Genomic DNA, 23347 nt, shown 5'->3' with positions numbered 1-23347 from the left:
CCCCGACCGCTACGGGGCGCTGCGCAGCGTGAGCAGGTAGGTCGCGGTGAGTGCCACGGCACGGTCCTCGTCGCGGGACAGATCGACGAGGGCATCTGACGTCGTGGTCCCCGGGACGTCCGCGAGCGCTTGCGTCAGCCGTCGGCGAGCGGCCGGTTCCAGGGCCCCTGGGGCGAGACGGCCGACGAGCCTGGAAGCGATCTGCTCCGCCGACGCAGGACGACTCGCCAACGCACCGAGTGCATCGGCGGCTTCGACGTCATGTACCCCCGCGATGATCATGTCGATGAGTGTCGGGACGGCCTCGGCCACCCCTCGTGCTCCGAGCGCCAGAGCGGCATACCTGCGGACCACGACGTCGGAGTTCGTGAGGGCGTCCCGCAGAAGCGCGCTCGCGTCCTCGTCCGGAAACTCGGCGATGGACTGCACGGCACGCTTTCGTACGTCGGCGACCGGTGAATCCAGGCCCTCCGCCAGCAGGGCCACAACGCTGTCCCCCGAGTGCGCCAGAGCCCATCGAAGGGCTCCGGCGACGTGCGGATCCGTCTCGCTCAACACCGCATCGACCAGCGCCTCCACCGGAAAGGACACCTCGTCCACCGAGGACAGGGCCGCGCGCTGACGCTTCCCCGCGCTTTCCGACCCCAGGGCCTGGAGCAGCGCGACGATCTGCAGGACGTCCTCCCATTCGGCGGGTTCCGCGGCACCGATCCGACGCAGTCGCGTGAGCAAAGCCGTCTCGCCGGCGATGCGTTCTCGCGTCTGGCGGATGAGGTCGTCGACGAGCTCCGTGGGCCGGAAGCCGGGATCGTCCAGTGCGCTGCGGACTTCGCGCAGCGACAGACCCAACGACCGCAGGCTCTCGATGTGGAAGATCCGCCGGATGTCCTCGCCGGAGTACTCCCGGTAGCCGGACTCGGTGCGCTGCGTGGGCCGCACCAGACCGAGAGAGTCGTAGTGCCTGAGCATGCGGGCGCTGACCCCGGACCGTCGTGCCACATCACCGATCAACACTGCCTGTCACCCGTCCTGGCTGTTCGTTCCCAGAGCTACGATGCGCTTCGCCTCCTCGATCGCGAACTCGAATCCGGCATCCGGGTCGCGCAACAGCCGTTCCGTGGCGATCGCGTGCTGGCGCACGTGGGGGTCGACGTCCATCATCGCTGTGCGCAGGGCCGCCTCGGCCGTCTCACCGAGCGCGATCATCGCCCGGCTGAGGCTCAACTGAGTCTCCCGCGCGCCCCGCCCGAACTGGGTGGCCAGCACCTCGGCCAAGTGCGGTCCTTCACCTTCGGGGACGAGTGCGACCGCTGCCCGCCACGCACTGCGCGCAACCTCGTCGTCGGCGTCGGTCAGCAGCGCCCGTGTGATCGCAGAGTAGGCCCGCCGGTCCCCGACCTTGGACAACGTGTGCAATGCCTGGCTGCGCGCCTGCGCACGCTCCGAGCCGAGAGCGTCGATGAGCTTCGGGACCGTCGTCGGCGACGGGTGGCGGGTCAGCGCCCACGTGAGCATTTCACGCACAGAGAAGTCGGGCTCGACCGCGCACCGTGCGATGAGTACGTCGATGAACTCGTCGTCCGGACTCGTGCCGACCGCCAGTGCTGCCCGCAGCCGTACCGACGAGCTGCTGTTCTCCAGCGCCCGGAGCCCTCGCGTCGTGTTCGTGTCCTGTTGCGGTATGGCCACCGGAACCACCTCCTGGGCCCCAGTGAAGACCTTGTCATCGTGACAAGGTCAAGCACGGCGAGGGCATGGTGCGGGCGTCCGGTGCGTCGCCGTCCGGGGCAGCGTGCGGTTGTCGGAGCTGTCGTTTCGGGGCGGTCGGAGCTCCAGCGGTCGGATCACTTCGTTGCCGACCCGTCCATGCCGCTCGTCCGTTCCCCAGACGTCCGAGGCGGCCGATCGCGTCGGCAATCGGCCGCCCCTACTGCGGGGCCGCGCACGGTGATCGGCCCCGGCCGACCAGCGCTCAGGTGATGGCCTGCGCCGCCTCGTTGATCAGGCGCGCGACGTCCACCGGGCGCGAGACGCTCACCGCATGGGAGGCAGTCACGGAGACCGAGGTCGCGTCGGCGCGCTCGGCCATGAAGGTCTGCGTCTGCGGCGGGATGTTCAGGTCCTCCGTGGCCACGAGAACCCAGGACGGGATCTCCTTCCATGCCGCGGCGAAGGCGGGTTCGGCCAGCGCCGCGTTGGTCACGGGACGCTGGGTGGCGGCCATGATCGCCGCCGTCTCCTTGGGAAGGTCGGCGGCGAACTGGTGGGGAAACCTGCTCTCGTCGATGTAGAGGTCCACGGTCCGGCTGTCGTCGGGAAGCGTGATCGGCACCGGCCGGAGCGCCTCACCCAGGGTGCTTCCGGGGAACATGCCCGCGATGTCGAGGGCGCTCTCGCCCTTCTCGGGCATGAACGCCGCGACGAACACGAGCGCCTTGACGTTGTCGAGGCCGTCCGCCGCATTGCTGATGACGGCGCCGCCGTAGGAGTGGCCGACGAGGACGACGGGGCCTTCGATGGAGGCGACGAGCTGCCTGACGTACTCGGCGTCGCCGGTCAGTCCGCGCAGGGGGTTGGCGGCGGCCACCACCGAGTAGTCGTGCGACTGGAGCCTCTCCACGACGCCGTTCCAGCTGGAGGAGTCTGCGAACGCTCCGTGCACGAGGACGACAGTCGGCGTCTGTTCATTCATGGTTGATCCTTTTCCTTGGGTGCATGAGTACGCGCCCTGTTCGGGCGCACCGATGGATTCCCGCGGAACTCCGTGTCGCTTCTGAGGTCTCGCGACGAGAAGCGACAGGAATACTCCCGGCGGCGTACTCCTGCGGACTGCGGTGGTTCGGCACAAAAGGCCGATTCATCCTTACGACCGAGCCGGCTGCCGGGGTGTGACACGACGGGGCCCCTGTGGGCGGCGCCGCCGGGCTCCGGCAGCAGAATTCCGGCGGCGGACAGCTGCTCGTCCTCGGGAAATGGCCGCGTCGTCCTGCCGGTCAGGAAGCGGTGTCACAGGTCAGAGCGGCGTCCGGTCATGTGGCATGACGCTGCGCAGAGCAGCAGCCCGACTGCCGCGGCTGCGTTGCGTCGGGTTCGAGAACATCAGCGATGAGGGTTCGCACCGGTCGTCCACCCCCACGGTGGTTCCTGGTGGCCGAGGCCGTCTGCGCGTGGCCTCTCGGCACCCGTACGGTCTCCCCCATCTTTGTAAGGACAACAGCTCCATGACCATGACTGACGAGGTGACATACGGTCGCCCAGAGCCGAAGGCGCGCGAGACCTCCGAGTCGGCGATCGCGATGGTCGACGAGCGGGGGACGGTGGTCGCGTGGACGCAGGTCGCCGAGCGGCTTCTCGGGTACGCCGCCAGGGACGTGGTGGGTGGATCTGCCGCACTCGTCGTGCCGGGCTCCGAGGAGGCGCCGACGACATCGGCGTTCGTCGAGCAGTGCCGGGCCCGGAACGGCTGGCCGGGCACCACGGCGGTACGTCACCGAAACGGCCACACGCTCGACATCAACCTGCGGTTCTCGCAGGTGAGCGGGTACAGCGGAGCAGTCCGGTGGCTCCTGTCCGTGAGCGACGCCGGCCCGCTCGCGGGCCGAGAGGTGAACGGATCCGCACGGGAGTCGCTTCTCGTCCGCGCTCCGATCGGCATCTCCGTTCGTGACATGGAGCTGCGCTGCACCTGGGTGAACGACACGGTGGAAAGCCACGACGGCGTTTCCCGTGACCGACGGCTCGGGCGTCGCTTCGTGGACGCGCTGCCCGGTGCCAAGTCCGAAGCGGTCGAGGCCGTGATGCGGCAGGTGATCGAGAGTGGCACCACCAGGGTCCACGAGTACCGGACGTGGCTGGCGTCGGGTCCGGCTCAGGACCACACCTTCGCCGCTTCGTTCTTCTGCCTCCAGGGCGCGGACGGCCAAGCGCTCGGGGTGTGCACCATCACCGTCGATGTCACCGAGGCCCGGCGGGTGCGCGAGCGCCTCGCCGTTCTCGGCCAGGCCGGTACGCGCCTCGGCGGAACACTGGACGTGATGGAGACCAGTCAGGAACTGGCGGACCTGGCCGTGACGCTGTTTGCCGACTACGCCTCCGTCGACCTGGATCAGTCGGTCCCGTTCGGTGAAGGGCCCTCGATCAGCATCGGCCCGACGAGCGAGCGCCTTCCCGCATTCCGACGTGCCGGTATGGCGTCGATCCATCTGGGGGTCCCCGAATCCGCTTGGGAGCGCGGTGAGCCGGTCCCCGTTCCGTCCGTCTCACCCATCGCCGACGTCCTGCTCACCGGCACCTCCCACCTGGAGCCGATCGTGGACACCGCTCCGGGTACCTGGATCGACAAGGACCCGGTACGGGCGCGGAAGATCCATGAGAGCGGCATGCACTCCCTGATGGTCGTCCCCATCCGCACGCGACGCGCCCTGCTGGGCGTGGCATTGTTCGTCCGCACCGGAAACCCGGCGCCGTTCCAGGAGGTCGACCTCCTTCTGGCCGAAGAACTCGTCGGCCGCGCCGCGATGGCGTTGGACAACGCACGCCAGTACGCACGTGAACACTCCGTGGCACTCGCCCTCCAGCGCCATCTGCTCCCGCACCGCCTGAGGGGTGGTCTGGCGGTCGAGGCGGCCTCGCGCTACCTGCCCGCCGACATGGACCACGGCGTCGGAGGCGACTGGTTCGACGTGATCCCGCTGTCCGGCGCCAGGGTGGCCCTCGTCGTCGGCGATGTGGTGGGGCACGGCATCAACGCCGCCGCGACCATGGGCAGGCTCCGCACGGCCGTCCACACGCTCGCGGACATGGACCTTCCCCCCGAAGAACTACTGGCCCACCTCGACGACACGGTCCAACGGCTGGCGGAGGAGGACGCGGACGCCTTGGACCAGACCCCCACGGTCGTGGGCGCCACCTGCGTCTATGCCGTCTACGACCCGGTCACCCGGACGTGCACCATGGCAGGGGCCGGGCACCCTCCCCCCGCGATCGTCGACCCGCAGGGCCGCGTCACCTTCCCCGAGCTTCCGACCGGAACCCCACTCGGCATCGGACTCGGTGGCCCTTTCGAGGCCGTGGAGTTCGAACTGCCCGAGGGCAGCCTCATCGCCCTGTACTCCGACGGCCTGATCGAGACCCGTGACGACGACATCGACGTGGGGATGCAGCGCCTGGCCGCCGCCCTGGCCCAACCCGAACGGTCCCTCGAAGACCTCTGCACCGGAGCGATGGACACCCTCCCGGATCAGGGACCGCGCGACGACGCCACCTTGCTCGTCGTACGGACCCGCTCACTCGGTCCGTCCCGCGTCGCCTCCTGGACGCTGCCGAACGACCGGACCGCTGCCGGCGCCGCCCGGCACCTGGCGGCCGGTCAGCTGACCGCCTGGGGTCTGGAGAATCTCGTGGACTCCACGAAGGTCATCGTCAGTGAACTGGTCACCAACGCCGTCCGCCACAGCGGCGGTCCGATTCACGTGCGCCTGATCCGGCACCAGGTCCTGACCTGCGAAGTGTCCGACACCGACCTCTGCTCCCCACGCCTGCGCCGCGCACGCACGGGCGACGAGAACGGGCGCGGCCTCAGCCTGGTCGCGCACCTGTCCCGCAGATGGGGCTGCCGCTCGATACCGAACGGCAAGGTTGTCTGGGCGGAAGAAGACCTGGTTGGCTGAATGTGTACGCCTGTCCGAGGGCACGGTCCCATCGCCGGCGCGGCCAACTCGGGGCCCGGTCGGCACGCGTGGGACCACGGGATTTCCGGGTTCATTTCACCCAATACCGTTTCAAATGAAACGATTGCTGCTAGGATGCCCTCATGACCGCCGACGTCCCTCACGAAACCGCTGCCTCGCGCGCAACCGACCGCCCTGGGGACGCCTCACCCTTCGCCCTCGGCCTGCTGCTGCGCCGCGCGCACTGGCGCGCGGCCGCGGTCATGGCGGAGGCCCTCCGTCCGCTCGGCATCGAGCTGCGCCACTTCGCGGTACTGATCGTGCTGGTGGACCGCGGCGCCACGGTGCAGCGGGATCTGGCGGAGGCGACGGGGACGGACAAGGCGGGCATCATGCGAGTCGTGGACGATCTGGAGCGCAGGGGCCTGGCCGTGCGCAAAGCCGTTCCCGGCGACCGGCGGGCGCGGGCGGTGGAGATCACACCTCAGGGCATCGAGCTTTTCGACGCGGCCCATGAGGCGGCTACGCCGTTGACCGAGCGTCTGGTCGCCGACCTGGGGCCCGGCGAGCCCGAGAAGCTGACGGAACTGCTGACCCGTTTCGCCCATCCCGCCGACAGGGAGGCGTGAGCACGCGCACGCAACATGGCGTCGACGACGCCGTGTGACGCCCTGAGGCAGAACGTCACACGGCGCTCACCGCCCGGGTTCACCCGGCGAGGCGCTCGGCGAGCTCCTTGGCCTTGGTGGTCGCGTCCGCGAAGGCGCGCTCGCGAGAGGCCCGGTAGAGGGGGATCAGTTCCGACATGGCCGGGTTCCGGGGAGCCATGGTGAGTTCCGCGACGATGAATTCCGGCTCCAGGCCGAGGCTTTCCCTGAGGAGCACCCCCAGGTAGTTCTGGACGAACTCGCAGCCCTCGCGGGGGGTGCCCGGCGCATAGGAGCCGCCCCGGCTGGCGACCACGGTGACCGGGGTGCCCTGGGCGGAGGGGTTCTCGCCCGCGGTGCGGCCGGGCAGGATCACGTTGTCCAGCCACGCCTTGAGGGTCGACGGGATCGAGAAGTTGTACATCGGGGCGCCGATCAGGACGGCGTCCGCCTGCTCCAGCTCCTCGATGAGCTTCACGCGCGCGGCGAACGCGGCGGACTGCTCCGGGGTGCGGTCGGACGGGGCGGTGAAGCCGGCGGTGTGGGCGTCGGCCGTGATGTGCGGCACGGGGTCGGCGGCGACGTCACGGTAGATCACCGTGCCCTGCGGGTGCTGCTCCCGCCATGCCGTACGGAAGGCGTCCGCGACGGCACGGGACGCGGACGCCTTGCCGGGGAGCACGGACGAATCGATGTGCAGCAGCGTGGCCATGGGCTTCCTCCAAAGAGCGGCCCCAGGGCGGTGAACCAGGGGCTTGAACAGGCATCGAGAGTGGTTGCACTCGCGATGGTATCGAATGATACCATCGCGACTGCAACGAAGCCGGAGACGTTGAACAGATCGGAGGCGGCCGGGTTTGGACGTCTATGAAGAGGTGACGAGCCGACGCGCGGTACGTGCATTCACCGACCGGCAGGTCCCGAGAGAGGTGCTCGAACGCGTGCTGACGGCCGCGGCATGGGCGCCGTCCGCATCGAACATCCAGCCGTGGCGCGCCTACGTCCTGACCGGCGAGCCGCTGTCCGAGCTGAAGGACCTCGTGGACGAGCGCGTGAAGGGGGGCGACCCCTGGGACGAGCCGGAGTACGAGCAGTACCCGCCGACCCTGAAGTCCCCGTACAGCGAACGCCGATCCGCGTTCGGCGAGCAGCGCTACGGCGCACTCGGCGTCCAGCGCGAGGACCTGGAGACGCGTCAGCGGGCCGCTTCGGCGAACTGGGAGTGTTTCGGCGCGCCTGCCGCCCTCTTCTGCTACATCGATCGCAGCCTCGGCCGCCCCCAGTGGTCCGACGTCGGCATGTTTCTGCAGACCGTCATGGTGCTGCTCCGCGCCGAAGGACTGCACAGTTGTGCGCAGATGGCATGGGCGAAGTACCACGCGACCGTCGCGAAGGTCATCTCACCCCCGGACGACCTGATGCTCTTCTGCGGCATGTCGATCGGATTCGAAGACGCGGCGGTCGACCACCCCCGTACGGGCAGGGCGCCACTCGGCGAGACGGTGACGTTCGTCGACGCCATGGACGCCAGAGGGCCCGTTCACACCCCCGCGAGGACGACGGCGCCCCGCTCGGGCCCGGTGGCTCGCGGCCCGGCGATCGACATCACGGATCCCGCGACGCCGCACCCGCCCCGCGGCCGACCGTTGCCGCGCCTTGCCGCAAGGCTCAAGGGCGGCTTCACCCAGCGCATGGACCGGCTGGTGTCACAGATCGGGTTGCCGCCCGGACCTGGTTGAGAGACCACATCCGATTCCGCGGTGGTGAGAAAGTTGATCATGAAGATTGCTGGTGGCCGGAAGCCGGCCTCATGGGGTCGCTCGGGCTCCGGCGGGGGCGACTCGACGCGTGGTCGTGGCCGCGAGAGGCGTCGAACCATGACGGGCGACAAGGGGGCGGATCCCCCGCCGTCGAGTGAGCCGCCCGACGGCACCATCTCGGCCGGCTTGCGCACTCTTCCCCGTCCCGTGGCCGTGGCAGTAGGCGCGGGTGGGGTCCTCGGGGCGGCGCACGTCGGTATCGGACGCGCGCTGGAGCAGCGCGGGTTCGTTCCGGACATGATCGTCGGCACATCGGTGGGCGCCCTCAACGGCGCCATCGCGGCCGCGCAGCCCGACAGGGCAGCACCGTGGCTCGACCACGTCTGGACCGGGTTGTGCCGCCGTGAGGTGTATCCCCTCGGCAACCCGACCTCACGGGCCAGCCTCTTCACCGATCGGGGCCTGCGCCGACTGATCGCCCGGTCAGGGCTGCCGTCCCGGATCGAGGAGCTCGCGGTCCCGTTCACCGCGGTGGCCATGGACCTGGTCACCGGTGTTCCGGTGCTGCTCGACCACGGAGACCTCGAGTCCGCGTTGCTGGCCAGCGCGGCCATTCCCGGGATCCTGCCCCCGGTCGACCGGGAGGGCAGGACGCTCGTCGACGGAGGAGTGATCGCCTACGTCCCCGTCCTGGCCGCCCTGCAGGCCGGGGCTGCCAGCGTCGTGGTGGTGTCGACCGGACCGGAGAGTTCCCCCTTGAGCCCTGTCGTGCCGCGCCGGCGAGCCGGTGCGATCGCCTCCAGGGCCGGGCTGCTGCTGATGCGCCATCAGGTCGAGCGTGATCTGCACGAAGTCGCCCGGCACATCCCGACCGTCGTGCTGCCGACCGGCATCGAGGTCTGGCCCGCGCCGTGGGACTTCGGCCATTCCCAGCGGCTCATCAGCACTGCTTCCCGTACGGCGGGACGCTTCCTCGACGAGCTGCACGTCACCGGGCCTGGCCTGTATCGAGCCGACGCCCCTGCGGCAACCGCCGACTTGGGCGAGGCATCGACATCCTCACCGTCGGGAGTTGCCCTGTGAGTACCATCGCGTTCCTCAACATCGCCATGCATGGTCGCGTCAACCCGACGCTGCCCGTGGTGGCCGAACTTGTCCGGCGCGGCCACACCGTCACCTATCACACCTCGCCCGCGTTCCGTGAGGAGATCGAGGCCCTCGGCGCGACGGTCTACCTCTACCCCGGGGGCGACCAGCCGCTCCCCGATCCGCCGACACCGATCACGTTGATGGAAGGGCTTGCGGGTACAGCCGCTCACTTGCTGCCCCCGGTGCTCACCGACCTGCGCCGCATTCGGCCCGACCTGATCGTTCACGACAGCGCCTGTCCCTGGGGAGCGGTCGCCGCCCGCGAGCTCAAGGTGCCTGCGGCGTCGTCGTTCACCACCTTCGCGTTCAACCGCCACGTGCCCAGCCCGACCGGCGGCTCGTGGGAGCTGCTGGCCGCGGCGATGAGCCAACCGGGCAGCCTTCGGGGCTACCTGCGTTCGCGCTGGGGGCTGCACCGCCGCTACGACACGAGCGGGCTGCCCCTGCTCGACATGGGGAACATCCGCCAGCCGCTCAACCTGGTCTACACGTCGCGGACGTTCCAGCCCGCTGCCGAGGAATTCGACCACTCCTACCGGTTCGTGGGACCGAGCATCGGCGCCCGCCCGGGCGACCTGTCGTTCCCGGCCGACCGGCTGCGGAATCCGGTGCTGTACGCGTCGCTCGGTACGGTGTTCAACGCCGCCCCGCACCTGCTGCGCAGCTTCGCCACCGGACTCGCCTCACTGGGCGCCAGTGTCATCGTCTCCACCGGACAGACCGATCCCACCGCCCTGGGTCCCTTGCCGGGCAATGTGCTCGCCCGCCGTTTTGTCCCTCAGCCGGAAGTCCTGGCCAACGCGGCGCTGTTCGTCACTCACGGCGGGATGAACAGCGTCAATGAGGCCATGTACGCCGGGGTTCCCATGCTGGTGGTTCCCCAGGGTGCCGACCAGCCGATGGTGGCCCGACGCGTGGAAGAACTCGGCGCCGGCCTGTCCATCCGCAACGAGGACGTCACCGAAGACTCCGTACGGGCCCTCGCCGAACGCCTGCTCCACACCCCCCGGTTCCGGACGGCCGCGGCCATGCTGCGGGGCGCCCAGCACCAGGCGGGTGGCTACCGGCGCGCCGCCGACGAGGTCGAACGGTATATCGCCGACACCGCCGGTCGGCCGGCTCCCGCCCACCCGTCACGGCGAGGCTGAGCCATGACACTCGCCGTTCTGCTGCTGCTCGCCGGGATGTCGGAGGCCGCCGGGCGCATCCTGCCTCTGGCGGTGCGCCGACCGGGGATGTCGCGCACCCGGGTGGCCGGGCTGCTCTGTGCCGGCGGCCTCGTGGAAGGCGCCGTGTTCGCGTTGTGGCCGCTGACCGCATGGACCCTGGCCGGGCTGGTGCTGCCCTCGCCACCGACAGGCGCCGGGTTGGTCTGGACACCGGAGCTCGTCGCCCCGCTGATGCTCGCTGCCGTCCTCGCCTTCCCGTTGCTCGGCCCCCTCCTCCACCTGCTGCTCTTCGTCGGAGTCGGCGCCGGGCTGGTCGGCCCGCTCGCCGCGGCCACCGACGTGGGCTGGTGGGGCGCCGCCGGCTGCGTGGCCCTCGCCGGCACGGGGCTCGGTGTCGCCGTCGAGGCCGTCCGGCGTCTGGTCGTGAGGATCAGCGCCGCCGAGGCACGGGAGCAGGTCGCATGAACGGTTTCCTGCTCTGGGTCTTCGCGATCGGCCCCGCACTCCTCGCCGAAGCACTGCTGGCCCGCTACGAGGTACTGGCCTACGGCGCCGGCTGGCGGGCACCCACCACCCAGCTCCCGGAGGGCATGCCGTACGCCCGCGGCGCGGCCCCCGACAGTCCCCCGCGCGCCTACCTGGTCTACCTGGACGGCATCGGCAAACGACGCGTTCGCGACAGCCGGGACGGCGGCCAACTGGTCAAGGCCCTTCTCACCAGAGCCCCGGAACTGCGGGTTCTGGGACAGGTACAGCCCTACTCGCCACTGGCCGACCCGCTGGCCGACCGACCGGTGTGGGCGTGGCTGCGCCGACGCATCCAGCTGTTGCTGTTCCTGCACAATGTCATGCAGATCTTCGTCGCCGCCGACCAGCGGTACCGCCCCTTGTACAACCGGGCCGTCGGCAGCCAGATCTCCACGCAGCTCACGCTCGCCGGCTACCGGCCAGACAGCGGTGTCCCCGTGGTGCTGCTCAGTTACAGCGGCGGTGCCCAGGTCGCCGGCGGCGCGGTCGACGAACTGCACAGGCGCCTGCGCTCCCCGCTCCTGCTGATCACCCTCGGCGGGTTCCACAACGGCGCCAACGACCTCACCGGTGCCGAGCACCTGCATCAGCTCGGCAGTGCGCACGACCGGATCGCGCGGGTCGGTACCTGGATCTTCCCTCAACGCTGGCGGCTGTTCCGTTGGAGCGCGTGGAACCGGGCCCGCCGCGCCGGGAAGATCACCCTGCACCGGCTCGACCCCGCCACACACGTAGGGCCGCGCAGCTACATCAGCACGACAGCTCGGTTGCCCGACGGCCGCAGCCACCTCGACCGCACGGCCGACACCGTGGTCGCGATCATCCGCGCCCACGACGCTGCGAGCCCCGCCAAGGAGCGCTCGTCGTCGTGAGCGTCTCGGCCGGAGTGCGCGGTGCAGGACGCCCGGGCGGGGGCCGCCGTCCGGGACACAGCAACACCAGGGCTCTGATCCTCACAGCTGCGCTGGAACTCTTCGCCGCCAAGGGCTATGCGGGCGCCACGCTGCGCGGGATCGCCGAACGGGCAGACGTGGACCCGGCGTTGATCCACCACTTCTTCGAAAACAAGGGCGGCCTCTTCCGGCACGCCGTTGCCTCGCGGATCGATCTGTCCACCCTCTTCGGCTCTCTGACGGACAAGGACGCTGCCGGCCCGAAGAACCGGGGCGAGTGGATCGCCCGGACCTTCCTCTCCTACTGGGAGGACGAGTCGACCCGCCCGGCGCTGGTCGCCGTCTTCCGGACCGGCTTGGCGGACGAGCCGGTCGCCAAGGAGTTCCACCACCACATCGAAAGAGCCCTCGCATCGTGTCTTGCCCGACTCGCCCCCGAAAAGACCGCACGGACACCGGAGTTGCCGTCCCTGGTGTCCGCGCATCTCGTCGGCCTCGTCATGCTGCGCTACGTCTGCCCGATGGAGCCACTCGCCTCGCTCGACTTCGAGGAACTGATGACGCTGCTCGCCCGCGCCATCGACATTCTTGTCGACGAGCCCAGGTCATAGACGGGCGGACGCATGCAGCCCGCCTCCCGTCGCGGTCGGCGACGAGGAGACGGGCGGTGGTGGTCCGGCTCGGCCGGATCGCCTCAGCCGAACATGCCGGGCCGGTAGTCCCCGGCAGGCTGCTGGTTGATGACGTTGATGCGGTTGTAGGCGTTGATGATCGCGATCAGCGAGATCAGCGCGGCGAGTTCGTCCTCGTCGAAGTGCTTGGCTGCCTTCTCCCAGACCTCGTCCGGAACACCGCCTGCGGCGTCCGCGATGCGGGTGCCCTGCTCGGCGAGTTCCAGGGCGGCGCGCTCGGCGTCGGTGAACACCTTGGCCTCGCGCCAGGCCGCCACCAGGTTCAGACGCTGCTGCGTCTCACCGGCCTCGACGGCGTCCTTGGTGTGCATGTCCGTGCAGAAACCGCAGCCGTTGATCTGACTGGCCCGGATCTTCACCAGTTCCTGGGTCGTGACCGGCAGGGTCGAGTCGGCCACCACCTTGTTGGCCGAGTTGAGGTGCTTCATGACCTTGCCCGCAAGGGCGTTACCGAAGTAGTTGACGCGCGATTCCATGGGGGGATCCCTTCGATGCAGAGGCAGTTACACCGAACTGACCGGGCTCACCCGCCGACCGTGACACCACAGGGTGTGACGTGCGTCTCCTCGGGTGGCTCTCCAGTGGATCCACGGGGACGCGGGTCGGTGCGCACACCCGACGCAACAGCGTCGACGTGCCCCCGCAGCAGCTATCCGAAAGGGAATAGACCCAGGTCAGAGGCAGTGTGGGCAACCTCGGCCGAGAAGCGTGCCGCCCACAACGGTTGTAGGATTAACGTGCGGAAAGGGGCGCTATGGACCCGGAAGAGGACACCGATTCGCTCGAGAGAGCGACCCGGGATTTCATGGAGGCCCGTCCTCAGTTGTTCGGTGTCGCCTATCGCGTACTCGGAAGTTCGGTGGAGGCCGAAGACATCCTCCAGGAGGCCTGGCTGCGGTGGCAGAACACCGACCGCCGGGACATCGTGGAACCGAAAGCCTTTCTGACGACCGTCACCACCCGGCTCGCGATCAACGTGGCCCAGTCCGCCCGAGTCCGCCGGGAAGCGTACATAGGCCCATGGCTGCCCGAGCCGGTCGACACCAGCCGGGACCCGACGGTGGGCGCGGAACGCGCCGAGGCGGTCGAGATGGCGGTCCTTCTCGTCCTCGAGAAGCTGAACCCGGTGGAGCGGGCCGCCTATGTCCTGCGAGAAGCGTTTGACTACCCCTATGCGCAGATCGCGGACATCCTGGACACCAGTGAGCCCAACACCCGCCAGCTGGTGAGCCGGGCGCGCAAACACCTGGCAACCGAACGCAGAGAGCCGGTCGACCCGGCCGAACACCGGCGCCTGCTCGAGGGATTCCTCGCAGCGGCGCAGACGGGTGATCTGGCCACGCTCGAGCACATCCTCTCCGAGGACGTCGTCAGCTACGCCGACGGTGGCGGCGCGCGAGGCGCGTCGAAGATCCCGGTCGTGGGACGTGAGCACGTGTCCAAGTACCTCAAGGCATTCGCCCCGCGCTTCTGGCCGGGGTCGGACAGCACGTGGGTCGAGGCCAACGGCCGACCCGCCGTGCTGGTCACCTCCGAGGGCAAGGCGGTCGCCCTGCTGTCCATCGACGTATCGGCCCACGGCGTCGAGCGGATCATGTGGGTGATGAGTCCGGCCAAGCTGGCGCCCTACGTCACGTCACTCGCTGCCTGAACCCCGATCGAAAGGCGAGGAACATAGTGTCTCCTGCGACCGGTTGCGTGATCGTCGGCGGCGGTCTGGCCGCGGGAAAGGCGGCGGCCGCCCTGCGCAAGCACGGCCACGACGGCCCCGTCCTCATCATCGCAGCGGAGGGTGAGCGGCCCTACATCCGGCCGCCGCTGTCGAAGGGCTATCTGCTGGGCAAGGAGGAGCGTGAATCGATCTTCGTGCACTCCGCGGACTGGTATCCCGAGCACGACGTCGAACTGCTGCTGAGCACGACCGTGATCTCCCTGGACCTGAAAGCGAAGGAAGTGGTGCTGGACAGCGGCCGCCGGGTGCCGTACGCCAAGCTTCTGCTGGCCACCGGGTCCTCCCCCCGCCGCCTGGAGGTTCCCGGGGCCGACCTGGGAAATGTGCTCTATCTGCGTCGCGTGGGGGACAGCGAGCGCCTCAAGGCCGCCTTCACCGCGGGTGCGAAGATCGTGGTGATCGGCGACGGCTGGATCGGTCTGGAGACCGCCGCCGCCGCACGCATCGCCGGAGCGGAGGTGACCGTACTCGGGCACGGGGAGCTGCCCTTGATCAAGGTGCTCGGGCGAGAGGCGGCACAGGTGTTCGCCGGTCTCCACACCGAACACGGGGTCTTGCTGCTTCCCGGGGTGGAGGTCGAGCGCCTGGTCGGGACCGAGGGCCGGGTCAGCGGTGTGCAGCTCGCCGACGGCCGGCTGCTGCCCGCCGATGCCGTGGTCGTCGGCGTGGGCATCACCCCCAACGTCGAGCTCGCGCAGCAGGCCGATATCGAGGTCGACAACGGCATCATCACCGACCGGCACCTTCGGACGTCGGCACCCGACGTGTGGGCAGCCGGCGACGTGGCCAACGCCTTCCACCCGTGGCTCGAACGCCACATCCGTGTCGAGCACTGGGCCAACGCGCAGAACCAACCGGCCACGGCCGCGCGGAACATGCTCGGCGAGCACGTCGCGTACGAGCGGCTGCCGTACTTCTACACCGATCAGTACGACCTGGGCATGGAGTACACCGGCTATGTCGACCGGGGCCACTACGACCGTGTGGTCTTCCGCGGCGACAAGGAGAACCGGAAGTTCATCGCCTTCTGGATGTCAGGCCGGCGGGTGCTCGCCGGCATGCCGGTCAACGTGTGGGACGTCATCGGCCCGATCCGTGACCTGATCCGGTCCCGGACCGACGTCGATGACGCCGCTCTCGCCGACCCCGACGTGCCCCTGGACAGTCTGCTGCCCTGACAGGACGAACCCGACCCGTGCCCGGTGGGTTGCTGTGCGGTCGTACATGGCGAGCCGGCCACGCCCTCCGGGGACGGGATCAACCGAGGTGCGTCACACACTCGGACGCTGTCCTGTCCTTGTGAGTACAGACACCGTCGATCGGCGCAGCGATCGCGCTCAACCACGCTGCGCCGCCGCGAGACTCCGAGAGGAAACCCATCATGAAGGTTGTCGTCATAGGAGGAACCGGCCTCATCGGTTCGAAGCTGGTGAGCAAGCTCGCCGAACACGGTCACGAGGCGGTACCGGCCTCCCCCGACAGTGGTGTGAACACGCTGACGGGTGAGGGCCTGGCCGAGGTCCTCGAAGACGCCGCCGTCGTGGTGGACGTCTCCAACTCCCCCTCCTTCGCGGACGACGACGTGATGGCGTTCTTCCGCACCTCCACCTCGAACCTCCTCGCGGCCGAGAAGGAGGCCGGTGTCGGCCACCATGTCGCGCTGTCCGTCGTCGGCACGGACCGTCTCCAGGAGAGCGGCTACTTCCGTGCGAAGCAGGCACAGGAGGACCTGATCAAGGAATCCGGAATTCCTTACTCCATCGTCCATGCCACGCAGTTCTTCGAGTTCATGAAGGGCATCACGGCGGCGGCGACCAAGGACGACGACACGGTGCACCTGGCCCCGATCAAGATCCAGCCCATCTGCTCCGACGACGTCGCAGCAGCAGTGGGGCGCTCCGCGGTCGGCAACCCGCTCAACGGTGTCGTCGAGGTGGCCGGCGCCGACACGTTCCAGCTGGACGAGCTGATCCGTACACATCTGGCGGCCATGAACGACCCTCGCACCGTCGTGTCGGACCCCCGGGCCCCGTACTTCGGTGCGCAGCTTGAGGAGACCACACTGCTCCCCGGCGCCGACGCCCGTATCGGCGAGATCCGCTTCGCCGACTGGGTCGCCCAGCAGCAGTAGGCACGGTGGGGCCGTGTGCGCTGTCCGTCACACGATGTCGGCACACCGTGCTGCGTCCCGGACGCGACCACACCACCTGCGCGCCCATCGGCGCACCGAGGCACCGAGGCACCGGGCCCGGTGTCACAAACAGCGGGGTCAACCGGTCGTACTCAGTGACGACCCAAGGATCGGAGCGAATGTGGCTATCACCGAAAAGCGCCTTGCGACCACGGTGTTGGTGATCGGAACGGGCGGAGCGGGACTACGGGCGGCGATCGAGCTGGCCGAAGCGGGCATGGATGTCCTCGCCGTCGGAAAACGCCCCAAGGACGACGCGCACACGGCCCTGGCCGCGGGCGGCATCAATGCGGCCCTCGCCACCATGGACCCCGGGGACAGCTGGCAACAGCATGCGGCCGACACTCTCAAGGAGAGTTATCTGCTCGCCGATCCCCACACCGTCGAGATCGTCACTCAGGGCGCCGCCCTGGGCATCGACGACCTGGAGCGCTACGGCATGGCCTTCGCCAGGGAGGACGACGGCCGTATTTCCCAGCGCTTCTTCGGCGCGCACAAATTCCGGCGTACCGCCTTCGCCGGTGACTACACGGGCCTGGAAATCCAGCGCACGCTCGTCAGGCGCGCCGGCCAGTTGAACATACCCGTGCTCGACAGTGTCTACATCACCCGGATTCTGGTGCACGACGGTGCGGTGTTCGGGGCCTATGGCTTCGATCTCAACGACGGGACGCGCTGTCTCATCCACGCCGACGCCGTCATTCTGGCGGCAGGCGGCCATACCCGTATCTGGCGGCGCACATCATCACGGCGCGACGAGAACACCGGAGACTCCTTCCGGCTGGCAGTGGAGGCCGGCGCCCGTCTGCGCGACCCGGAGCTGGTGCAGTTCCACCCCTCGGGAATCATCGAGCCCGAGAACGCGGCCGGCACCCTGGTCAGCGAGGCGGCCCGCGGCGAGGGCGGCATCCTGCGCAACGCCGTCGGTGAACGGTTCATGTCGCGCTACGACCCCGAGCGCATGGAGCTGTCCACGCGCGACCGCGTCGCCCTCGCCTCCTACACGGAGATCAAGGAAGGCCGCGGCACGCCCAAGGGCGGTGTGTGGCTCGATGTGTCCCATCTGCCGCGACAGACGATCATGAACCGGCTGCCACGGGTCTACCAGACGCTGCTGGATCTCCAGATGCTCGACATCACCCGCGATCCGATCGAGATAGCACCGACCGCGCACTACTCGATGGGCGGGGTGTGGGTCAGGCCCGAGGACCACAGCACCGACGTGCGCGGTCTCTACGCCATCGGCGAGGCCTCCAGCGGACTGCACGGCGCCAACCGCCTCGGTGGCAACAGCCTCATCGAGCTGCTCGTCTTCGGCCGCATCACGGGACAGGCCGCAGCCGCCTACTCCCAGGGCCTGACCGCACAGCCGCGCTCGGCGGCCGCCGTGGCCGAGGCCCGGCGCGAGATCGACGACCTGCTCGCCGCGGACGGCCCGGAGAACGTCCGTGCCCTGCAGCGCGCCATCCGCAACACCATGACCGAACACGCGGGCGTCGTCCGTGACGAGGAGGGACTGCGCGCCGGTCTGGCGGAGCTCGCCGGAATCGAGGAACGCATGAAGAACGTCGGGGTCCACCCCGACATCGCCGGCTTCCAGGACCTGGCGCACGCCTTCGACCTCAAGTCCGCCGCCCTCGCCGCCCGGGCCACGCTCGAAGCGGCGATCGAACGCCGGGAGACCCGCGGCTGCCACAACCGCAGCGACTATCCGGAGATGGATCAGGCCTTGCAGGTCAATCTCGTCTGGTCGCCGACCACGGGAATCACCCACGAGAGCATCGCCCCTGTTCCGGAAGAGATCTCCGCCTACATGGAGGAGGTCTCCACCGAGGGAAAGCTCGTGGAGTAACCCGCCGGCTGCCGCCCCGCACTCTCGGGCCGCCGACCGCGGGCCCGCGCCCGCGGTCGTCAGCGGTGACTGCTGCGAAAGCGCCACTGCCCCGTGTCACAACAACTGCGTCTGTCCGGTCTTCATGAGCAAGGGCGCAGGACGATCGAGACGATCGTCCGTTCTGTGCGGTGCCGTAGAAGTGGGAGGTCGCCGTATGGACAAGGCCAGTGATTCCGTCTCGATCGCGGAGCTGCTCGACGAGCGGCGGCATCTGCTGAATGTCGCCTGTTCGATTCTGGGGACCGGCTCCGAGGCGGAGAGTGCCATCGCCGAGACCTACCGGCAGTGGTACGAGCTGCCCGGTCCGGCGCGGGAACGGATCGCCGCCCCGCGGTCCTGGCTCGCGAAGCTCGTGGCCAGTATCTGCTCGGCCGATCCGTCGGCGGTCGTGCTCGATGACCCGTTCCGGACCGCTCCCGTCGCGGTCGCCGAGGGACAGGCGGATCCGGACCGCACCGAACTCGCCGATCACGCACGCCGCAGTCTGCGAGCACGGCGGTCGCGTCCCGCCACACCGCGACAGCACGAGGCCGTGGTCCGTACCGTCCGACTGGCCTGTGCCATCGGAGACGCACCTCTTCTGGCCTCAGTGCTGGCGGACGACGTCACAGCGGTCTTCGACGGCGGCGGCAAGGTCCGCGCTCTGACCGAGCCCGTCCACGGCAGCCCGGAGGTCGCCCACAGCCTGCTGACCCTGCTCACCCCACGCCCGGGCACCACGCTCCACACCCACTCCGTCAACGGCAGCACCGGGATCGTCGCGCGCTACGACCACCGGGTCGCCGCCGTGATCAGTCTCGACATCGCAGGCCCGCACGTCGTGGAAGCATGGGTCACCCTCAACCCGGACAAGCTCCGCTCCTGGAACCCGCCCGCAGCGGAGCCGGGCTGCCCAGGGCGTTCGTGACGCTGCGTCCCCGGTCAGGCCAGCCAGTCGGTGTAGTGGGTGGGCGCGAGGCGCGCGCTGCGATCGGTGAGGACATCCCCCGGGATGGCGACGAACATGCCCGCACCGTCGTCGGTGACGACGGTGCGCGTGTCGCCCTTGGTGGTGAGGGTGAGCCGGCCCAGCTCGTCGAGCGCGTAGACGTCAGGTCCTGCGATCTTGAGGACGCCGTTCAGAGGGTCACCGACAGCGACCTCGGTGACGGCCGCGGCGACGTCCGCGGCCGCGATGGGCTGAATGGGCGTGCGGGAGAGGCGGACGGTGTCCCCCTCGGCCGAGGCGGAGATGACCGTGTCCATGAACTCCATGAACTGGGTGGCGCGCACGATGGAGTACGGAACGGGCCCTTCCATCAGCAGGTCTTCCTGAAGCACCTTCGCCCGGTAGTAGTCCATGTCCGGTACCTGGTCGACGCCGATGATGGAGAGGATGACGAAGTGCCGGACGCGCGCCTTGTCGCTCGCCGCGAGGAGGTTGCCCATGGACGTACGGAAGAAGTCGAGCGAGGCGGCGTCGAAGGTGGGGGAGTTCGCCAGGTTCACGACCACATCGGTACCGGCGACGGCCTCGTCCAGGCCCTCGCCGGTGATGATGTCGACTCCCGTCGACGGGGAGCACGGTGTCGCCTCGTGGCCCTGGGCATTCAGGTTCTTCACGACCTGCGACCCGATCAGGCCGGTTCCTCCGATGACGGCGATCTTCATCTCTCCACCTCTCCGTCCACCCCGTGTTCGGGCCCATTTCCAGGAAGCGCTCCCGTGGGCCGGCCTGCAACTCCTCAATGGCTGCGGGTGCTGTCCTCGAACTCCTCGACGGTCACCTTCGGAACCTGGTTGTTCTTGCCGAAATAGCTCTTTCTGAGCTTGGCGCGCAGTCTCTCGGCACGGGTGGGTTCGCGTCCCTCCCGGCCCGTTCCGACGGCCTGGGCGACCTCCCCGGGCTCGTACTGCTCATGCGCGGTGAGCATGTGCAGCTGGCTCTGGGACAGCGGCTCGTGGATCTCGACGAATTCACCGTGGGGCAGCCGGGTGATGACACCTGATTCCCGTCCGTGCAGCACCTTGGCCTTGTCACGCCGTTGCAGCCCCAGGCAGATGCGCTTGGTGACGATGAAGGCGACGACGGGGCCGGCGAACAGCGCGAAGCGGACGAACCAGGTGACGTGGTTGATCGACAGATCGAAATGGGTCGCGACGATGTCGTTGCCCCCGCCGATGAGCATCACGATGTAGCCGACGGACCAGGCGACCCCGAGGGCCGTGCGGGTCGGTACATTGCGCGGTCGGTCGAGGATGTGGTGCTCGCGATCGTCGCCGGTGATCCAGGATTCGATGAACGGATATACCGCGATCACGGCGAGGTACAGACCGAACACCACCAGCGGAATGAGGACCCCCAGCGCCAGGGTGTGACCCCAGAAGTCGATCTCCCAGCCGGGCATCGCCCGGACGAGACCCTCGGCGAAGCCCATGTACCAGTCGGGCTGAGCACCCGCCCCCGCCTGATCCGGCCGGTACGGACCGATGGTCCAGATCGGGTTGATGGTCGCGATGGCGGCCAGAATCGCGATGACACCGAAGACCAGGAAGAAGAAGCCTCCCGCTTTGGCGAGGTAGATCGGGAAGAACGGCATGCCCACGATGTTCTGGTTCTTCCGGCCGGCGCCCGCGTACTGCGTGTGCTTGTGGAAGAAGAGCAGGATCAGGTGGCCCACCAGCAGGCCCACCATGATGCCGGGCAGCAGCAGGATGTGAATGGAGTAGAACCTCGACACGATGTCGGTCCCGGGGTACTCACCGCCGAACAGGAACATCGACAGGTACGTGCCGACCAGCGGTACCGCCAGGATCAGACCCTGGGTGAGGCGCACGCCGGTGCCCGAGAGCAGGTCGTCCGGCAGCGAGTAGCCGGTGAAGCCGGTGAACATCCCGAGGACGAGCAGCAGGAAACCGAGCAGCCAGTTGATCTCGCGGGGTTTGCGGAACGCGCCGTTGAAGAAGACGCGCATCATGTGCACGAACATGCCGGCGATGAAGATGACCGCGGCCCAGTGGTGGATCTGACGGATGAGCAGACCGCCGCGTACGTCGAAACTGATGGCCAGCGTGGAGGCGTACGCCTCGCTCATCAGGATGCCCTGCATGGGGATGTAGCTGCCGTGGTACTCCACCTCGTTCATCGACGGATGGAAGAACATCGTCAGGTAGATCCCGGTCAGGATGATGACGACGAAGCTGTAGAGGCAGATCTCCCCCAGCATGAAGGACCAGTGGTCGGGAAAGATCTTGCGCATGTTGGCCTTCGCCAGGCCGAAAACACCCACGCGCCCGTCGGCCCAGTCGGCGAGCTTCTCTCCGCGATGTGCACGCCCCCGGCTCGATGGCGCCCCAGTGTCCATATTCCGTCTTCATCCATCCGGTAGGCGTCGCTGCACAAATGCGACATATGCGATCTTCTGGAAACGGAGTATGCCAATCACCGCGGGCGTCCGCCGGGTGACGCACAGGCATTCGCGCACCAATTTCCGCGGACGGCAGCGCCGAGGACGTGGGCGAAGGTGGTCCTGTACGGCCGGTGGGGCCCGCACGACCGCGGCGGCGCGGGCGCACTCCTCACATCGTGCGGGGACGTGCTCGCGGGGTGACCATGAAAGGGCGTCTCCTCATGTACGGACAGGAGGTCCGCCATGCCCCTTCCGCGCGTCCTGGTGGTCGGAGGCGGGTTCGCGGGCGTGGAATGCCTGCACCGTCTGGAGAAGGCCCTGCGCCCCGGAGAAGCGGAACTGGTCCTGGTCTCACCGGATGACTACCAGCTCTATCTGCCGCTTCTGCCGCAGGTGGCCTCGGGGCTGCTGACGCCGCAGTCCGTCGCGGTGTCGCTGCGCCGGCGACTCCGTCGGAGCCGGTACGTCCCCGGTATCGCCGTCGGAGTGGACCCCGCGCAACGGCGCGTGAGCGTCCTGACCGCCGAGGGGCCGCAGCGCGATATGCGCTACGACATCCTGTTGCTCGCCGCAGGCAGCACGACCCGGCTCCTCGGTATCCCCGGCGTGAGCGAGTACGCCCACGGGATGAAGACCCTGGCCCAGGCGGCCTACCTGCGCGACCACGTCATCGGGCAGCTGGACGCCGCGGCGATCGCCACCGACCCCGAGGAGCGGGCCGAACGACTGCGCTTCGTCGTCGTCGGGGGCGGCTATGCCGGCACCGAGACGGCCGCCGCCCTGCAATTGCTCACCCACGCGGCGGTGCAGAGGTTCCCGCGGCTCGATCCCTCGCAGCTCAGCTGGCACCTGGTGGACATCGCGCCGCGGCTCCTCCCGGAGATCGGCGAGCACCTCGGCGACAAGGCGATCCACGCGCTGCGCAAGCGTGGCATCGAGATCTCCCTGGAGACCAGTGTCACCCGGCTGACGCCGCGTTCCGTCGAACTCACGGACGGACGCACCCTGCCCACCAGGACCCTGGTGTGGACAGCGGGAGTCGCCGCGAGTCCGCTCGTGAAGACCGTCGACACGGAACTGATCCGAGGCCGGCTCGCCACCACGCCGCAGATGGACGTACTCGGAGCACCGGGCATCTTCGCCGTCGGGGACGCCGCGGCGGTGCCGGACCTGGCCCGGGGTGAGGGTGCCATCGCGCCACCGACCGCCCAGCACTCGCAGCGCCAGGGCAAGGCTGTGGCCCGGAACATCGTGGCCACGTTGCGCGGTCGCCCCATGAAGCCGTACTACCACCGGGACTTGGGCCTGGTGGTCGACCTCGGTGACAACTACGCGGTCTCACGGCCGCTCGGCATCGAGCTGTCCGGACTGCCGGCACAGGCGGTCGCTCGCGGCTACCACCTGTTCGCGCTGCCCACCCTCACTGCCCGGACCCGCGTGGCGGCGAACTGGGCGCTGAACGCCACCACCGGAGACGATTTCGTCTGCACCGGCTTCCAGCGCGGCCGCCCCGCCACCCTCACCAACTTCGAGCACACCGAGCTGTATCAGGGCGAGAAGTCTGTGACCGCATAGGTCCACCGGCCCCGCACGGTTGCGTGCATCCCGGTGGCGGTAGGCGCCGGCGGGCGGGG

The 23347-nt window shown here is 68.9% G+C and carries 20 protein-coding genes and 1 pseudogene; 14 read left to right on the top strand and 7 right to left on the bottom strand.

The genetic code is table 11. The features are described 5' to 3' along the window. Nucleotides 1-9 precede the first annotated feature (9 nt). The 3 genes from RPQ07_RS35250 to RPQ07_RS35240 form a co-directional block, all read right to left on the bottom strand. A complete protein-coding gene (locus RPQ07_RS35250; RefSeq protein ID WP_313948327.1) occupies nucleotides 10-1014 on the bottom strand; it encodes a HEAT repeat domain-containing protein in 1005 nt (334 codons plus the stop codon). Nucleotides 1015-1020: 6 nt separating this feature from the next. After that, nucleotides 1021-1689, bottom strand: coding sequence for a HEAT repeat domain-containing protein (locus tag RPQ07_RS35245; RefSeq protein WP_313948326.1), 669 nt, complete (start codon nucleotides 1687-1689; stop codon nucleotides 1021-1023). 283 nt (nucleotides 1690-1972) lie between these two features. Next, nucleotides 1973-2692 carry an alpha/beta hydrolase gene (locus RPQ07_RS35240; protein ID WP_313948325.1) on the bottom strand — a complete coding sequence of 240 codons (720 nt, stop codon included), beginning with the start codon at nucleotides 2690-2692 and terminating at the stop codon, nucleotides 1973-1975. Nucleotides 2693-3221: 529 nt separating this feature from the next. On the opposite strand from RPQ07_RS35240, the gene RPQ07_RS35235 reads away from it, so the two are divergent. Both RPQ07_RS35235 and RPQ07_RS35230 read left to right on the top strand, forming a co-directional pair. Continuing rightward, on the top strand, nucleotides 3222-5669 hold the full coding sequence (locus tag RPQ07_RS35235) for a SpoIIE family protein phosphatase (RefSeq protein ID WP_313948324.1): 2448 nt from the start codon (nucleotides 3222-3224) through the stop codon (nucleotides 5667-5669). Between the two features lie 143 nt (nucleotides 5670-5812). Beyond that, entirely contained in the window at nucleotides 5813-6298 is a 486-nt protein-coding gene (locus RPQ07_RS35230) for a MarR family winged helix-turn-helix transcriptional regulator (RefSeq protein ID WP_313948323.1), read from the top strand. A 79-nt stretch (nucleotides 6299-6377) separates the two neighbouring features. Here RPQ07_RS35230 and RPQ07_RS35225 read toward each other — a convergent pair whose 3' ends face one another. Beyond that, nucleotides 6378-7028, bottom strand: a complete 651-nt coding sequence (locus RPQ07_RS35225) for an FMN-dependent NADH-azoreductase (protein ID WP_313948322.1) — start codon at nucleotides 7026-7028, stop codon at nucleotides 6378-6380. A gap of 145 nt (nucleotides 7029-7173) precedes the next feature. Here RPQ07_RS35225 and RPQ07_RS35220 point away from each other — a divergent pair. The 6 genes and pseudogenes from RPQ07_RS35220 to RPQ07_RS35195 all read left to right on the top strand — a co-directional run. Next, nucleotides 7174-7833, top strand: a pseudogene (locus RPQ07_RS35220) (nitroreductase); the annotation flags it as partial. A gap of 360 nt (nucleotides 7834-8193) precedes the next feature. After that, nucleotides 8194-9159 carry a patatin-like phospholipase family protein gene (locus tag RPQ07_RS35215; protein ID WP_313948321.1) on the top strand — a complete coding sequence of 322 codons (966 nt, stop codon included), beginning with the start codon at nucleotides 8194-8196 and terminating at the stop codon, nucleotides 9157-9159. A gap of 26 nt (nucleotides 9160-9185) precedes the next feature. Next, the gene (locus RPQ07_RS35210; RefSeq protein WP_413777865.1) at nucleotides 9186-10373 is read left to right on the top strand and encodes a macrolide family glycosyltransferase; all 1188 of its coding nucleotides are present in this window, start codon (nucleotides 9186-9188) and stop codon (nucleotides 10371-10373) included. Between the two features lie 3 nt (nucleotides 10374-10376). Beyond that, the gene (locus RPQ07_RS35205) at nucleotides 10377-10859 is read left to right on the top strand and encodes a hypothetical protein (protein WP_313948319.1); all 483 of its coding nucleotides are present in this window, start codon (nucleotides 10377-10379) and stop codon (nucleotides 10857-10859) included. Continuing rightward, nucleotides 10856-11794: a hypothetical protein gene (locus tag RPQ07_RS35200; RefSeq protein WP_313948318.1), complete on the top strand. Its 939-nt coding sequence runs from the start codon at nucleotides 10856-10858 to the stop codon at nucleotides 11792-11794. The genes RPQ07_RS35205 and RPQ07_RS35200 overlap by 4 nt, the downstream gene beginning before the upstream one ends. Then, a complete protein-coding gene (locus tag RPQ07_RS35195; protein WP_313948317.1) occupies nucleotides 11791-12426 on the top strand; it encodes a TetR/AcrR family transcriptional regulator in 636 nt (211 codons plus the stop codon). The genes RPQ07_RS35200 and RPQ07_RS35195 overlap by 4 nt, the downstream gene beginning before the upstream one ends. 83 nt (nucleotides 12427-12509) lie before the next feature. Here the strand turns inward: RPQ07_RS35195 and RPQ07_RS35190 are convergent, their stop codons facing one another. Continuing rightward, a complete protein-coding gene (locus RPQ07_RS35190) occupies nucleotides 12510-12983 on the bottom strand; it encodes a carboxymuconolactone decarboxylase family protein (RefSeq protein WP_313948316.1) in 474 nt (157 codons plus the stop codon). A gap of 278 nt (nucleotides 12984-13261) precedes the next feature. On the opposite strand from RPQ07_RS35190, the gene RPQ07_RS35185 reads away from it, so the two are divergent. The 5 genes from RPQ07_RS35185 to RPQ07_RS35165 all read left to right on the top strand — a co-directional run bounded on the left by RPQ07_RS35185 (nucleotide 13262) and on the right by RPQ07_RS35165 (nucleotide 19231). Then, nucleotides 13262-14158, top strand: coding sequence for an RNA polymerase sigma-70 factor (locus tag RPQ07_RS35185; protein WP_313948315.1), 897 nt, complete (start codon nucleotides 13262-13264; stop codon nucleotides 14156-14158). Between the two features lie 26 nt (nucleotides 14159-14184). After that, nucleotides 14185-15417: an NAD(P)/FAD-dependent oxidoreductase gene (locus tag RPQ07_RS35180; protein WP_313948314.1), complete on the top strand. Its 1233-nt coding sequence runs from the start codon at nucleotides 14185-14187 to the stop codon at nucleotides 15415-15417. A 203-nt stretch (nucleotides 15418-15620) separates the two neighbouring features. Next, nucleotides 15621-16370, top strand: a complete 750-nt coding sequence (locus RPQ07_RS35175) for an SDR family oxidoreductase (protein ID WP_313948313.1) — start codon at nucleotides 15621-15623, stop codon at nucleotides 16368-16370. A gap of 181 nt (nucleotides 16371-16551) precedes the next feature. After that, on the top strand, nucleotides 16552-18282 hold the full coding sequence (locus tag RPQ07_RS35170) for an L-aspartate oxidase (protein ID WP_313948312.1): 1731 nt from the start codon (nucleotides 16552-16554) through the stop codon (nucleotides 18280-18282). Between the two features lie 196 nt (nucleotides 18283-18478). Beyond that, nucleotides 18479-19231 carry an RNA polymerase subunit sigma gene (locus tag RPQ07_RS35165; RefSeq protein ID WP_313948311.1) on the top strand — a complete coding sequence of 251 codons (753 nt, stop codon included), beginning with the start codon at nucleotides 18479-18481 and terminating at the stop codon, nucleotides 19229-19231. A gap of 14 nt (nucleotides 19232-19245) precedes the next feature. On the opposite strand, the gene RPQ07_RS35160 is transcribed toward RPQ07_RS35165, so the two are convergent. Then, entirely contained in the window at nucleotides 19246-19974 is a 729-nt protein-coding gene (locus tag RPQ07_RS35160) for an SDR family oxidoreductase (RefSeq protein ID WP_313948310.1), read from the bottom strand. Between the two features lie 74 nt (nucleotides 19975-20048). After that, the gene (locus tag RPQ07_RS35155; RefSeq protein WP_313948309.1) at nucleotides 20049-21668 is read right to left on the bottom strand and encodes a cytochrome bc complex cytochrome b subunit; all 1620 of its coding nucleotides are present in this window, start codon (nucleotides 21666-21668) and stop codon (nucleotides 20049-20051) included. A gap of 288 nt (nucleotides 21669-21956) precedes the next feature. Here RPQ07_RS35155 and RPQ07_RS35150 point away from each other — a divergent pair, with 288 nt between their 5' ends. Next, nucleotides 21957-23288: an NAD(P)/FAD-dependent oxidoreductase gene (locus RPQ07_RS35150; protein WP_313948308.1), complete on the top strand. Its 1332-nt coding sequence runs from the start codon at nucleotides 21957-21959 to the stop codon at nucleotides 23286-23288. The last annotated feature ends 59 nt before the right edge of the window (nucleotides 23289-23347 follow it).

Origin of the sequence: Streptomyces sp. AM8-1-1 (assembly GCF_032229325.1) — a bacterium.
In the GTDB taxonomy this organism is placed as follows: domain Bacteria; phylum Actinomycetota; class Actinomycetes; order Streptomycetales; family Streptomycetaceae; genus Streptomyces; species Streptomyces achmelvichensis.
This window is presented reverse-complemented; position numbering and strand designations above follow the sequence as displayed.

Coding starts and splice junctions, on each gene's coding strand:
- RPQ07_RS35225 (WP_313948322.1), bottom strand. CDS start 7,028: ATGGCCACGCTGCTGCACATCGATTCGTCCGTGCTCCCCGGCAAGGCG.
- RPQ07_RS35150 (WP_313948308.1), top strand. CDS start 21,957: ATGCCCCTTCCGCGCGTCCTGGTGGTCGGAGGCGGGTTCGCGGGCGTG.
- RPQ07_RS35210 (WP_413777865.1), top strand. CDS start 9,186: ATGCATGGTCGCGTCAACCCGACGCTGCCCGTGGTGGCCGAACTTGTC.
- RPQ07_RS35155 (WP_313948309.1), bottom strand. CDS start 21,668: ATGGACACTGGGGCGCCATCGAGCCGGGGGCGTGCACATCGCGGAGAG.
- RPQ07_RS35175 (WP_313948313.1), top strand. CDS start 15,621: ATGAAGGTTGTCGTCATAGGAGGAACCGGCCTCATCGGTTCGAAGCTG.
- RPQ07_RS35160 (WP_313948310.1), bottom strand. CDS start 19,974: ATGAAGATCGCCGTCATCGGAGGAACCGGCCTGATCGGGTCGCAGGTC.
- RPQ07_RS35230 (WP_313948323.1), top strand. CDS start 5,813: ATGACCGCCGACGTCCCTCACGAAACCGCTGCCTCGCGCGCAACCGAC.
- RPQ07_RS35240 (WP_313948325.1), bottom strand. CDS start 2,692: ATGAATGAACAGACGCCGACTGTCGTCCTCGTGCACGGAGCGTTCGCA.
- RPQ07_RS35235 (WP_313948324.1), top strand. CDS start 3,222: ATGACCATGACTGACGAGGTGACATACGGTCGCCCAGAGCCGAAGGCG.
- RPQ07_RS35190 (WP_313948316.1), bottom strand. CDS start 12,983: ATGGAATCGCGCGTCAACTACTTCGGTAACGCCCTTGCGGGCAAGGTC.
- RPQ07_RS35200 (WP_313948318.1), top strand. CDS start 10,856: ATGAACGGTTTCCTGCTCTGGGTCTTCGCGATCGGCCCCGCACTCCTC.
- RPQ07_RS35205 (WP_313948319.1), top strand. CDS start 10,377: ATGACACTCGCCGTTCTGCTGCTGCTCGCCGGGATGTCGGAGGCCGCC.
- RPQ07_RS35165 (WP_313948311.1), top strand. CDS start 18,479: ATGGACAAGGCCAGTGATTCCGTCTCGATCGCGGAGCTGCTCGACGAG.
- RPQ07_RS35185 (WP_313948315.1), top strand. CDS start 13,262: ATGGACCCGGAAGAGGACACCGATTCGCTCGAGAGAGCGACCCGGGAT.
- RPQ07_RS35215 (WP_313948321.1), top strand. CDS start 8,194: ATGACGGGCGACAAGGGGGCGGATCCCCCGCCGTCGAGTGAGCCGCCC.